The organism is Plantactinospora sp. A48, from assembly GCF_055793945.1.
Map to the genome: position 1 here is coordinate 1 of NZ_JBTIXF010000009.1, position 13,123 is coordinate 13,123.

9 protein-coding genes are annotated in these 13,123 nt (G+C 72.1%); 6 read left to right on the forward strand and 3 right to left on the reverse strand.

What is annotated here, in order from left to right:
* Positions 1–182: 182 nt before the first annotated feature.
* Complete coding sequence (locus ACXN5W_RS07110) at positions 183–1,670, reverse strand: APC family permease (protein WP_473157353.1); 1,488 nt, start codon at positions 1,668–1,670, stop codon at positions 183–185.
* Positions 1,671–1,967: 297 nt separating this feature from the next.
* Between ACXN5W_RS07110 and ACXN5W_RS07115 the strand changes: the two genes are divergently transcribed.
* Entirely contained in the window at positions 1,968–2,612 is a 645-nt protein-coding gene (locus ACXN5W_RS07115; protein ID WP_473157354.1) for a GOLPH3/VPS74 family protein, read from the forward strand.
* Positions 2,613–2,645: 33 nt separating this feature from the next.
* Here ACXN5W_RS07115 and ACXN5W_RS07120 read toward each other — a convergent pair whose 3' ends face one another.
* Positions 2,646–4,625 carry a primary-amine oxidase gene (locus ACXN5W_RS07120; RefSeq protein WP_473157355.1) on the reverse strand — a complete coding sequence of 660 codons (1,980 nt, stop codon included), beginning with the start codon at positions 4,623–4,625 and terminating at the stop codon, positions 2,646–2,648.
* Between the two features lie 313 nt (positions 4,626–4,938).
* Here ACXN5W_RS07120 and ACXN5W_RS07125 point away from each other — a divergent pair, with 313 nt between their 5' ends.
* Entirely contained in the window at positions 4,939–7,458 is a 2,520-nt protein-coding gene (locus ACXN5W_RS07125; RefSeq protein ID WP_473157356.1) for a Tex family protein, read from the forward strand.
* A gap of 47 nt (positions 7,459–7,505) precedes the next feature.
* Here the strand turns inward: ACXN5W_RS07125 and ACXN5W_RS07130 are convergent, their stop codons facing one another.
* Complete coding sequence (locus ACXN5W_RS07130; RefSeq protein ID WP_473157357.1) at positions 7,506–8,738, reverse strand: DUF389 domain-containing protein; 1,233 nt, start codon at positions 8,736–8,738, stop codon at positions 7,506–7,508.
* Positions 8,739–9,330: 592 nt separating this feature from the next.
* On the opposite strand from ACXN5W_RS07130, the gene ACXN5W_RS07135 reads away from it, so the two are divergent.
* From ACXN5W_RS07135 to ACXN5W_RS07150, 4 genes are read left to right on the forward strand one after another with little or no spacing between them, the layout of a single operon-like run.
* Positions 9,331–9,942: a sugar transferase gene (locus tag ACXN5W_RS07135; RefSeq protein ID WP_473157358.1), complete on the forward strand. Its 612-nt coding sequence runs from the start codon at positions 9,331–9,333 to the stop codon at positions 9,940–9,942.
* Positions 9,930–10,709 (forward strand): GNAT family N-acetyltransferase, encoded by a 780-nt coding sequence (locus ACXN5W_RS07140; protein WP_473157359.1) that lies wholly within the window; start codon positions 9,930–9,932, stop codon positions 10,707–10,709. The genes ACXN5W_RS07135 and ACXN5W_RS07140 overlap by 13 nt, the downstream gene beginning before the upstream one ends.
* A 36-nt stretch (positions 10,710–10,745) precedes the next feature.
* On the forward strand, positions 10,746–11,933 hold the full coding sequence (locus ACXN5W_RS07145) for a DegT/DnrJ/EryC1/StrS family aminotransferase (RefSeq protein WP_473157360.1): 1,188 nt from the start codon (positions 10,746–10,748) through the stop codon (positions 11,931–11,933).
* A complete protein-coding gene (locus tag ACXN5W_RS07150) occupies positions 11,930–13,111 on the forward strand; it encodes a GNAT family N-acetyltransferase (RefSeq protein ID WP_473157361.1) in 1,182 nt (393 codons plus the stop codon). The genes ACXN5W_RS07145 and ACXN5W_RS07150 overlap by 4 nt, the downstream gene beginning before the upstream one ends.
* The last annotated feature ends 12 nt before the right edge of the window (positions 13,112–13,123 follow it).

Consider the following 13,123-nt stretch of genomic DNA (forward strand, 5'->3'; position numbering starts at 1 on the left):
GCTGGGAACACCCGTTCCTTCGGGGGACGCCCGGTGGGGGGGGGGGGGGAGCTTTTGGTGCGTGGGGGAAACCGGGGGGGGGGGGGGGGGGGCCCCCCCCCCTCCCCGCCCCACGGATACGCCTGGTTGACAGGGGGCCCCTGCTATCCGAAAAGCGATAAGAGGGGGCCCTTCCTTACCGGTCAGACGCCGACCGGGACGTACTCGTCCTGCTCGTCGACGGTCGTCTGGGTGGCGCTGCGGCCGATGCCCTCGTAGACGGCCGGCCGGGCCGAGCGGAGCGCCGCGCCCCAGATCAGGCCGATGACCGCGGCGACCAGCACGATGCCGGGCAGCAGCCAGCGCAGGTAGCTCGGGTTGGTCGGCGCCAGCAGGGCGTTGAAGTTCCACACCAGGATGGTGAGGACACCGCCGAGCAGCAGCGTGGCCAGGGTGGGCGCGATGAGGGTCTGCCACGCGCCCTCCTCGGCCGGGCGGCGGCGGAAGAAGCCGACCACCGACGCGGAGGTGAGGGTCATCAGCAGCACCAGGCCGACCGCCGAGGTGCCGCTCATCCAGGTGAACAGGTCGGCCACCGGGTCGCGGTGGGTGACCACGAACAGCACGACCACGATGAACGCCAGGAACGTCTGGGTCAGCGAACCGGCGATCGGCGAGGCGGACCGGACGCTGGTGCGACCGAGGAACTCCGGCAGCACCCGCTCCCGGCCGAGCGCGAACAGGTACCGGGCCACGCCGTTGTGGAACGACAGCAGCGCGGCGAAGACGCTGGTGATGAACAGGACGTTGGCGACGTCGGCCAGCATCGGGTCGGCGTACTGGGCCAGCGGGCCGAAGACGGCACCCGCGCTCTGCTCGGCGACCACGCCCTGGACCTGGTCCGGACCGTAGAGCACGCTCAGGGCCCAGGCGGACAGCGCGTAGAACAGGCCGGTGAAGGCGACCGCGATGTAGGTGGCCCGGGCCACCGTCCGGCGCGGGTCGCGCACCTCCTCGCTGTAGATCGCCGCGGACTCGAAGCCGGCGAACGCGGCGATGCCAAGGGCGAATACGGCTCCCACCCCGGAGCCGAACAGGTTGCCCAGGCTGAGCCCGGCGAAGCTCACCGTGCCACCGGCAGGGTGACTGAAGGAGATGAGGTCGAAGATGCACACCGCGATGATCTCGGCGATCAGCAGCACGGCCAGCACCGTCGCGTTCAGGTCGACCCGCAGGATGCCGAGCACTCCGACCAGTGCGAGCGCGGCCAGCCCCCAGACCCACCAGGGCGCGTCGATGTCGAACTTCGACTTCATGAAGTCGCCGAAGATGAACCCGAACAGGCCGTACAGACCGAAGTTGATGGTGTTGTAGGCGACCAGCGCGATGAACGATCCGGAGACGCCGGCGGCCCGACCGAGACCGTTGGCCAGGTACGAGTAGAACGCACCCGCGTTGGAGACGTACCGGCTCATCGCCGCGTAACCGACGGCGAAGATGGCCAGCACCGCGGCCAGCACCACGAACGAAATCGGGGTGCCCTTGTTGCCGGTGACCAGGAAGGTGGTGGTGATACCGCCGCCGAGAACGGTGAGGGGGGCCGAGGCGGCGACTGTGAAGAAGACGAGGTGGACGACGCCCAGGCGACGCCGGGCCAGTCCACTGTGCGCAGTGGGGAGGTTGGAGGACAACGGAGTCTCCACAACGTGAGGGGGGGTGTGGGGCTGGATGGGGTGTGGGGCTGGATAACGAGGCCCGATCGTACGGGTACGGTCGGTAACGACTCAAGACGTCGGCTCATAGGACGAAGATTTCATCCGTTCGTATTAGGAAGGTCGATGTCATCCCGGTAAAACCCGGGCAACGGGACGGCCTAGACGCTTGAAAGCGCCGGTAGCGATGCCGTAGGTTCTCCGCGGACCGTGCTGATCTCCTGACCGGCACAGGCCATGTGCGGCACCCCCTCCGCCGGCCACCCGAGGAAGGCCATGACCGAGCTCCGCCTTGCGGATGAACTGTTCCTTATCGGACACGACGAGTACACCGGAAAACCCCGGGCGAACGATGACCTCCTGGGCACCGGACTCGCCGGTGCCGTGCTCGGTGAACTGCTCATCAATCGTCGGATCAGTTGCGCGGGCGGCAAAGTGGTCGTGCTCGACCAGCGTCCGTGGGGCGAGGTCGTCAGCGACGCGGCCCTGGGTGAACTCCAGCGCCGGATGGGCACCTACGTCGTCCGGGCCTGGGTCGAGCACCTACGCGACAACGCCCGTGAGGCGGTCGGCCGGCGACTCGTCGGGCTTGGTCTGGTCCGCCGGGAGGAGAGCCGCGGGATGCTGTCCCGCAAGGGCACCGCCCGGTTCCCCGGCGTCGAGCCGATGGTCTGCGCCCAGCCCCAGGTGCGGCTGGCGTACCAGCTGGAACGGCCCGGCGTCATCCATCCGCAGATGGCCACCCTGGCCGCGCTGCTGCTGGCCCTCGGCCTGGAACACCTGCTCGTGGTGACCATGTCCCGGCAGGAGACCCGGGAACAGCTGAGCCAGATCACCGCGAGCCTGCCGCCGGAGCTGCATGCCCTGGTCACCGGGGTCCAGGCCGCGACGGCCGCGCTGGCGCTGACCGTCCGACGCTGATCCGGGACGCCGGCCCGGCTGGCCGGCGGACGGTCAGTGGCATGCCGAGTCGCTGGCCGAACCGTTCGCGCAGTGTCCGGAGGTGCTGGCCGGCACGTCCAGGGTGGGGTTGCGGTCGAAGAAACCGCTGGGCTTGAGGGTGAACCCGCAGTACTCCACCGGCATCACCGGCCAGTCCTCCGTTCGCGGGAAGTGCGTGGTGCCGAAGGTGTGCCACAGCACGATGTCCGCGTCGTCGATGCCGCGGTCCTTGGCCACGAAGGCCGGCAGCCCGCCGGCGCCCGGGTGCTGGTTGACCTGGTCGCCGGCCGGGTAGCGCTCGGCCGGGTCGTACCGGGTCACCCACAGGTGCCGGGTCGCGAACTCGGCCCGCCGGGCGATCGACGAACCCGGATCGGCCAGCAGCGCCGGCGTACCCTCGGGCCGCAGCAGGTAGCCCACCGGTTGGCCGAGCCGGTTGCTGCTGGTCGGGTTGCTGATCCGCCACACCCGGCCGGCGGCCGCGTCGGCCGTCCTGGCCCCCTCGGACTCCGAGCGCAGCCGGGTGGCGGCACGGGTGAACGCGTTGCCGTACGGGTTGTCGGGGCCGACCGGCACCCGCCGCACGTCCAGCTCGTCGACCGAGTTGCCGATCCCGTCCAGCATCATGTCCAGCCGCGCGCTGAACAGGTGCTGGTGGTACGGCGCGCCCAGGCCGGGCGCCACCTGGGTGGCGTACGGGCTGTCCGACACGTACGCCGAGGTGAAGACGACGCCGGTGGCCTTGACCTCCAGCTGGATGGTGCCGTCGAGGTAGAGGTACCAGTAGAAGCCGTAGTCGTAGTTGCCGACCGTGACGAAGAAGGAGATGACCAGTCGACGCTGCCGGCGGGTCTCGGCCGACTCGGTGAACAGGTCGGTGTGCTTCCAGAGGACGCCGTAGTCCTCCTCGTGCATGCAGATGGCGTTCGGCACCACCCGGGGCCGGCCCTCCCCGTCGGCGAGCACGGCGTCGAAGTAGTGGATCTCGCCGAGGCAGTCGCAGCCCAGCACCAGCGAGTTCACCTGCTGGCCGAGCAGGTACTCCCCCGCGTCGAAGTAGTTCTGCCAGAACCGCACGGGCGACGGGTCGGCGTACGGCACCACCATCTCGGCCACCGACGCCCGGTAGATCAGTGGCCGGTCCCGGTCACCGTCGGCGATGGACACCTGGTGCAGCACCAGGCCCTCGCGCGGGTCGAAGCCGACCCGGAAGGTCCAGTTCTCCCAGCGCACCACATCGTCGTCGTCGACGGTGAAGCTGGCCCCCTCCGGTTGGCTGATCTCGATCGGCTTGAGGCTGGTCCGGGTCGGGCCGACGTACGCCGGGTCGTCGAAGTTGCCCTCCTCCTCGGGCACCGGCAGCAGCTCGTGGTCGATCAGCTCGACGACCCGCCGTTCGATCAGGTCGACGTACGCGACCACGCCGTCGATCGGGTGCGCCCAGCAGTGGTCCTCGGGCCGGTGCGCGAGGAACGACAGCACCCGCAGCATCCGCCGGCCCCGCTCGCCGGGAAACTCGAAGTTGCCGGCCGACAGCGGGCACGGCCGGACCAGGTCGAAGTCGGTGACGCCGCGCCGCCGCAGTGCCGCCCGCCAGCCCGGGTCGGCCTTGACGATCTCGTCGACCGCGATGAACTCCTCAAGCAGGATGGGCGGCTGGCCGTCCACCGCCGGGTCGAGGTCCACCACCTCGTCCAGGGCCGCCCGGGTCAACGACGCCACCGCGGTCCGACTGGCGCCGGTGGCCACGTCGAGCAGCACCGCCCGGACCCGCCGGTCCAGCCCGGCGCCCGGCCGGTGCGCCAGCACCTCGTCCTTGGCCGGCTCCTCCAGCGCCAGGAGGGCGAACCGGACCGTGGGGCCGAGCAGGCCGTGCGTGTCGAACAGCTCCCGGGCCGCGTCGATCTCCGCGGCGGTGAGCCGGGACAACGGGTGACTGGCGGCCCGTTCCGGCACGGAGTCGGCGGGCTGATCTGCGGTCAGCGTCGTCATGACACCCCCTCGGGCGGAGAAGATCGTCCTACCTCGACCTAAGCGGAAACTCTTGAACGTGTCCAGAGTCGGTCTCGCGTTCGATCGTGTGCGGACGGTCAGCGGACTTTCCGCCCAGGATCCCGACGATCTTGCGGTTGTCGGGCCCTTCCGCCGGGTTTGTTCCGTGGCGGGCACGGCTCGCCGGGATCCTGGGCGGGTGGCGCCGGTGGGATCGCGGCGGGACGGCAGAATGCAGCCGGGGGCGGGCAACCCGGCAGAATGCGGCTCGAAACAGCAGGCAGCCCGGAACAACCAGCGCTGGAGGAGGATCGTGACCGAGGCAGTGCACCAGCGGATCGCCGAGGAGCTCGGCGTACACGAGCGGCAGGTACGGGCGGCCGTGGAGCTGCTCGACGGCGGCGCCACGGTGCCGTTCGTCGCCCGGTACCGCAAGGAGGTCACCGGCGCGCTCGACGACGCCCAGCTGCGCACCCTGGAGGAGCGCCTGCGCTACCTGCGCGAGCTGGAGGAACGCCGGGCCGCCGTGCTGGAGTCGATCCGCGCCCAGGGCAAGCTCGACGACGAGCTGGCCGCGCAGATCATGGCGGCCGACTCCAAGGCCCGGCTGGAGGACATCTACCTGCCGTACAAGCCGAAGCGCCGGACCCGGGCGCAGATCGCCCGGGAGGCCGGGCTGGAGCCGCTGGCCGACGGCCTGCTCACGGACCCGACGGTCGAGCCGCGCGCGGCGGCCACCGCGTTCGTCGACCCGGACCGTGGCGTCGCCGACCCGACGGCGGCGCTGGACGGCGCCCGGGCGATCCTCATCGAGCGCTTCGCCGAGGACGCCGACCTGATCGGGTCGCTACGCGAGCGGATGTGGACACGCGGCCGGCTCTCCTCCCGGGTACGCGACGGCCAGGCCGAGGCGGGCGCGAAGTTCGCCGACTACTTCGCCTTCGACGAACCGTTCACCCGGCTGCCCTCGCACCGGGTGCTCGCGGTGTTCCGGGGCGAGAAGGAGGGCGTGCTCGACCTGACCATGGAACCGGAACCGGCCGACGAGCCCGAGCCGGCCACCGGCCCGAGCGGGTACGAGGTCCAGATCGCGGCCCGGTTCGGCGTCACCGACCAGGGCCGCCCCGGTGACCGGTGGTTGGCCGACACCGTCCGGTGGGCCTGGCGTACCCGCATCCTCATCCACCTCGGCGCCGACCTGCGGATGCGGCTGTGGCAGGCGGCCGAGGAGGAGGCCGTCCGGGTCTTCGCCACCAACCTGCGCGATCTGCTGCTGGCCGCCCCGGCCGGCACCCGCGCCACCATGGGCCTCGACCCGGGCCTGCGGACCGGGGTGAAGGTGGCCGTGGTCGACCCGACCGGCAAGGTGGTGGCCACCGACACGATCTATCCGCACGAGCCACGGCGGCAGTGGGACGCGGCGCTCGCCACCCTCGCCAAGCTCGCGGCCCAGCACCGGGTCGACCTGGTGGCGATCGGCAACGGCACCGCGTCCCGGGAGACCGACAAGCTCGCCGGTGACCTGATGAAACAGCATCCCGAGCTGGGATTGACCAAGGTGGTGGTGTCCGAGGCCGGCGCCTCGGTCTACTCCGCCTCGGCGTACGCCTCCCAGGAACTACCGGAGTTGGACGTCTCGCTGCGCGGCGCGGTCTCGATCGCCCGCCGCTTGCAGGATCCGCTGGCCGAACTCGTGAAGATCGACCCCAGATCGATCGGGGTGGGGCAGTACCAGCACGACCTGTCCGAGACCAAGCTGTCCCGGTCACTCGACGCGGTCGTCGAGGACTGCGTGAACGCGGTCGGGGTGGACGTCAACACCGCGTCCGCGCCGCTGCTGGCCCGGGTCTCCGGGATCGGCGCCGGGCTGGCCGAGAACATCGTGCTGCACCGGGACGCCAACGGCCCGTTCCGGTCCCGGTCCACCCTCAAGCAGGTACCCCGGCTGGGCCCGAAGGCGTTCGAGCAGTGCGCGGGCTTCCTGCGCATCCCGGACGGCGACGACCCGCTGGACGCCTCGGGCGTACACCCCGAGTCGTACCCGGTGGTCCGCCGGATTCTCACGAAGACCGGCGGTGACCTGCGGGCACTGATCGGCCGCAGCGCGATCCTGCGCGCGCTGCGGGCCACCGACTTCGTCGACGACAAGTTCGGGCTGCCCACCGTCACGGACATCCTGGCCGAGTTGGAGAAACCCGGCCGCGACCCGCGACCGGCGTTCCGGACCGCCACCTTCGCCGAGGGTGTCGAGAAGATCGGCGACCTCACCCCCGGCATGCTGCTGGAGGGTGTGGTGACGAACGTCGCCGCGTTCGGCGCGTTCGTCGACGTGGGCGTCCACCAGGACGGGTTGGTGCACGTCTCCGCCATGTCGAAGACCTTCGTCAAGGATCCGCGCGACGTGGTCAAGCCCGGTGACGTGGTCCGGGTCAAGGTGCTGGATGTCGACGTACCGCGCAAGCGCATCTCGTTGACCCTGCGCCTGGACGACGAGCCCGGCGCCGGGGCACCGCCACGGGCCGGTGACCGTACGGGCCGGCCGGCCCGGGACGGCTCGGCCCGGGACGGCTCGGCCCGGGGTGCCCGGCCGGGTGCCAACCCCGGCGGGCCGGCCACCGGCACCGACCGGGGCCAGCGCGACGGCCAACGCCGGGACGCCGGTGCCGATCGCGGCCAGCGCACCGACCGGGGCCAGCGCGGCGGGGACGCCGACCGGGGCCAGCGCGGCGGCCGGAGCGGGCAGGGCGGCCGGGGCGGCTCCGGCGGCGGCTTCTCCGGCAGCGCGATGGCCGACGCGCTGCGCCGGGCCGGTCTCGACAAGGGCCTCGACTGAAAGGAAGGGCCCCTTGTTATCGCTTTTCGTATAGCAAGGGGCCCTTCCTAACGGGGCGAACTCCGCCGCGCCGGCCGCTGCCCGGGTGCCGGTCGGCCGGCGGCGTCCGTCGCGGGCGACCCGCCGGCGTCGTCGGTGGCGGTCGGCCGGCGGGTGTCGGTGGCGGTTGGCCGGCGGGTGTCGGTGGCGCGGCGTGTGGTGATCCGGGACCACCAGAGCCGTTGGGCGAGCAGCGTCAGCACCCCGGCGAGCACGATCGCCGAGACGTTGATGAGCAGTTGCAGCGCCGACCCGACCGCCTCGTGGCTGACCCCGTACGCCGTGGCGACCGCGACGTTCGCGGCGGCCGGCACGGTGGTCACCGAGATCAGCACGCCGACCAGCGGGCCGGCGTTGTTCGAGGTCAACGACAGCATGCCGGCCACCCCGGCGAGCAGGCCGACCACCCAGGACAGCGCGTCCGGGCGCCAGATGAAGCTGGTCAGCGGGCGGCTGTCGGAGAGCATCGACCGGTCGATGAGCCCGAGGGCGGTCAGCAGCCAGGTGGCCAGGACGGTGACGGCGATCGCCACCAGGAAACCCGCCACGAGGGCCACCAGGGACCGGCGGATCACCGGGCGGTTGCGCCGGACCAGCGCCACCGACAGCGCGGCCAGCGGACCGAAGTCCGGACCGACCACCATCGCGCCGACGATCAGGATCGGCTGGTCGAGCAGCACGCCGATGCCGGCGATGATGGTCGCCACGGTGAACAGCGCCAGGTACGTCGCCGACAGCCGGGTCTGTTCGCCGGTCTTGTTGGCGATCTCGTCCCAGACCACCGCGTCGGTACCGAGGCCCGGCGCGGCGTGTGTGGCCCGGTCCGCCGCCCGGGACAGGCAGACGTCCACCTCTTCGATGCTGATCCCGCCGTCCCGGTCGACACCCAGGCGTTGAAGACCACCCAGGATCCCGTCGGCGCCCTCCCGGGCGACGTCGCAGAGCACCAGGTCGCCCTCGGGCGAGCGAGCCGCGCCGGGCACCACAGCCAGGTGCGCCACTGCCTCGCTGGCCGCCAACAGGTCGAGCGCCGCGTCGACCTGGCCCGGTGGCACGATGATCCGCAGATGCAGCACGGTCTCCCCGTTCCCCGCGCCGGGCGGCGCGGTCCGGGAAACCCTATGCCGCTGGTCGCGGCGCCGGAATCCGTGGTCGACCGGCGGATCACCGCCCGGACCGGCGGTGGACGCGTCGGGCTCACCGTCGACCAACCCGGTACGCGGCAGTCCGAGCGCTGACACTCCGATCAGCGCGAAAGCCTCTCACATTCGTATCCTCGGCCCGTTCCGGAACGTTGTGCCGAGCAGGTGAGAATGCCGCCACAGAACAATCAGAATATGGTTCGACCTGCTGAAACGCACCGTGCGCGACCCCGTCTGATGCTAGACCTGTTCTGGTGCGGCGTTTGGTTGGTTTGTTTTCAGCCGCCGCTGGTTCGCCCCTCCCGCAATTCATCAGCAGATCCGACTGAAACTCACAATCGCATTCTGAGGCGACCAGGTGACCGACTCACGAATTCCTACTCTCGATTCCCGCGGCACGGCGTGGGACGGCGACCGGAACTGGCTCCGTGGGCCGACGCCCACGCCCGACCCGGAACCGACCGGGCTGGCAGCCACGGCCGGGCTGACGATCACAGCCGGATCGGCAGCCATGCCCGGCCCGGCACCGACCGGGCTGGCAGCCACGCCGGGACCGCCGACGCCCGGACCGCCCAAACCCGGACCGCCGCCCACGCCCGGACCGCCCAGGCCAGGACCGCCGCCGAAGCCCGGACCGCCGCCCAGGCCCGGACCACCACCGGCCGCGCCGAGCCCCGGCGCGGCCACCCGGGTGGTCAAGCGCCTCCTCGACATCACGCTGGCGGCGCTGCTGTTCGTGCTCACCCTGCCGCTCCTGCTGCTCGGCATGGCGCTGGTCTGGATCGAACTGGGCCGTCCGATCTTCTTCACGCAGGAGCGCACCGGCTACCGCATGCGCCGGTTCCGGATGTACAAGCTGCGTACGATGCGACCCGAGTTGACGCCGGACGGGCGGCGACTCGGCCACGGTGAGCGATGCGGGCCGCTGAGCCAGCTGTTGCGCAGGTCCAGCATCGACGAGCTGCCACAGCTGATCAACATCCTCGGCGGAGAGCTGAGCCTGGTCGGCCCCCGCCCGCTGCTGCCCAGGTACGACCCCTGGTACACCGCCCGGGAGCGGGCCAGGTTCACCGTCCGCCCGGGGATCACCGGGCTGTCCCAGGTGGCCGGCCGCAACCAGGTGCCCTGGGACCGGCGGCTGGCGCTCGACGTACGGTACGTCGCCGAGTGGTCGCTGCTGCTGGACCTGAAGATCCTGCTCAGGACCGCAGGTGTCGTCGTCCTCGGCACCGGGGTGGCGGCGGACCCGACAGCGATCATGCTCGACCTGGACGAGGAACGCGCCCTGGTATGCGCGCGCTGACCGGTGCCGGGGTCGAGACGTTGACGGCCAGCGCGCCGATCCTGCGGCAGGCCGCCGAGCTGCTGGCGGACGGCCTGCCGCCGCTCTGCCGGCCCCTGGTGGCGTACCGCGCGCCGAGATACTCCCGCTATCTCGCGGCGGCGTTGGCGCCGCCACCCGCCCAGCGCACCGTGATCCTGCGCGGGCGTACCGCCGGGTCGGATCTGGTCGCGGTGGCGGACTGGCGGCTGCTGCCGGACGCGCTGCTGCTCAACGGGATCGCGGTGCGTGACGGGTGGCGCGGCAGGGGCCTGGGCGGCACGCTGCTCGCCGACGGCGAGCGGCTGGCCCGCGACCTCGGGCTCACCGACCTGCTGCTGGACGTCGCCGTGGACAACGAACCGGCCCGCCGGCTCTACCAGCGGGACGGCTTCGTCGACCTGGCTGTCTCGCACTGGTCCTGGCACGGCCTCCGGCCCGGCCTGGGTCGAACGGCGGACCGGCTCCGGATCACGGACTGGCCCCAGTTCCTGGCGCACTACACCGAATACGGGTTCGCCGACTGCACCGTCCGGGACGCCGCCGGAGCGGTGCGACCGGTGCGCGTCGTCGGCGACGCGGTACGGGCGGACGAACCCGCCGACGTCGCGGTGCTGAGCCGCCTCGGCGCGGCGTTGCCCCCGGTGTCGCTGGCGTACCGGGTGACCTCGCCCGACCCCGACCAACCGGTCGGTCGGGCCGGCCCGGCGTTCGCGCGGTTCGCGCGGATGCGCCGACGGCTCGACTGAACCCCGGCAGTCAACCGACCAGAGAAGGAAACCACAATGGTCAGTTCGCCCTCCCTCGACACCGCCGGTCCCGCGCGGCAACGCCGGGATTCGGCGCCCGGTCCGGTGTACCTCTCGCCGCCTGACATCGGACCGTTGGAGGAGTCGTACCTGCTGGCGGCCTTCCGGGCCGGTCAGGTCAGCCCGTTCGGCCCGGACGTGGACGCCTTCGAGGCCGAGGTGGCGGTCCGGACCGGCACCGGGTACGCGCTGGCCACCAGCTCCGGCACGGCGGCGCTGCACCTGGCCCTGCTCGGCGTCGGCGCCGGGCCGGGCGACGTGGTGGTGGTGCCGTCGCTGACCTTCGCGGCCACCGCGAACGCGGTCGCGTACACCGGCGCCCAGCCCGTCTTCGTCGACTCGGAACCCGCGACCGGGAACCTGGACGCCACGCTGGTGGCCGAGCTGCTGCCCCGGTTGCGGGCGGCGGGGCGGCGGGTCGCCGCCGTCATGACCGTCGACCTGTTCGGCACCTGCGCCGACTACGACGCTCTGCTGCCGGTCTGCGAGCGCGCCGGCGTACCGGTGATCGAGGACGCCGCGGAGGCACTCGGCGCGAGCTACCGCGGGCGTCCGGCGGGGTCCTTCGGGTACGCCGCGGTGCTGTCGTTCCAGCACAACAAGATCATCACCACCTCGAGCGGCGGCATGCTGCTCTCCGACGACCCGGCGTTCGTCGCCCGGTGCCGCTACCTGGCCGCCCAGGCCCGGCAGCCGGTGACGCACTACGAGCACACCGAGATCGGGTACAACTACCGGCTCAGCAACCTGCTGGCGGCGCTCGGCCGGGCCCAGCTACGCCGGTTGGACGGCATGCTGGTGCGCCGCCGGCGGCTTCGGCAGCGGTACGCCGACCTGTTCGCCACGGTGCCGGAGGTACGGCTTCTCGGCGACGCCGACGAGGGCGGCAACAGCTGGATGAACACCCTGGTGATGGAGTCCGACACCGCCGGTTGGCAACTCGCCGAACTCGGCGCCCACCTGGCCGCGTTGGACATCGAGACCCGCCCGGTGTTCAAACCGATGCATCTGCAACCCGTCTACGCCGACGCGCCGGCGACGCTCACCGGGGTGGCCCAGCGACTGTTCGACACCGGCCTGATCCTGCCCAGCGGTTCGGCGCTGAGCGACGCCCAGATCGACCGGGTGTGCTGGGCCGTCGAGCGGTTCCTGGGCAGCCGATGAGCCCGGAGTTCAGCGTCGCCGACAGCGCCTCGGCCGATCCGGCGGTCGACGCCGACTGCCCCGACGTCTACTTCACCGCCGGTTACGGGGCCGCCGCCGCGCTCGCCGAGGGTGGCGCCTGGTACCGGGCCGAGCTGGGTGGACGGTTGCTGCTGCCGTACGTCGTCCGGGGCATCGACCACCCGGTAGCCGACCGCCACACCGCGAATCACCACACCGCTAATCACCAAACCGGGCGTCACCACGCCGCGGACCGCCACGCCGCCGGCCCGGACGCCGGTTCCCGAGGGCACCCGGAGGCCATCGGGCCGCCCGTGGTGGACGCGGTCAGCCCGTACGGTTACTGCGGCCTGTACGTGCCGCCGGGCACCTCGGACCGCGACCTCGCCCGGTTCTGGACCAGCACCGTGGAGCACTGGCGGGGACAGGGCCTGGTCAGCCTGTTCCTGCGGTTCTCCCCGCTGGAACCGGACTCGGTGGCCGCCGTCCGTCGGCTGGGGGCGGTGTCGCTCACCCTGCGGGGAACCACCGTGACCGTCCCGGTGGACCAGGGGCCGGAGCAGGTCTGGACCGCGATGCAGGGCCGGTCGCGGACCGCGGTCCGCAAGGCCCGCCGGCTGGGTCTGCGGGCCACCGTCCGGGTCGCCGAGGACCTCGACCTGGCCCCCGGGTCGGCGTTCCGGCGCCGGTACGCGGAGACGATGGCCCGGGTGGGCAGCGCGCCCGGTTACCTCTTCCCGGACGCCTACTACCGCCGGCTGCGCTCCGGGTTGGACAAGGACCTGGCCCTGGCGGAGGTGCGGGATCCGGATGGCGACGTGGTGGCGGCGGCGCTCATGATGTCGCACCGGGACCGGCTGCACTACCACCTGGCCGGGTCGCTCCCGGAGGCCGCCCGCGACGGCGCCAACAACCTGCTGGTGTGGACGTTGCTGGCGCACGCCGCCGAGCACGGGTACCGCACCGTCCACCTCGGCGGCGGGGTCGGTGGCGACGGCGGGTTGCTGCGGTTCAAGGAGTCCTTCGGCGGCAGGTTGACCCAGCTGTGGACCGGCGGGGTGGTGCTCGACCGGGACCGGTACGCCGAGCTGGTCGCCGACCGGGCCGACGCGCTCGGCCTGCCCGCCGACCGGCTCGCCTCAAGCGGCTTCTTCCCGGCGTACCGGGCGGCCGGCTGAGCAGGCCGGCGC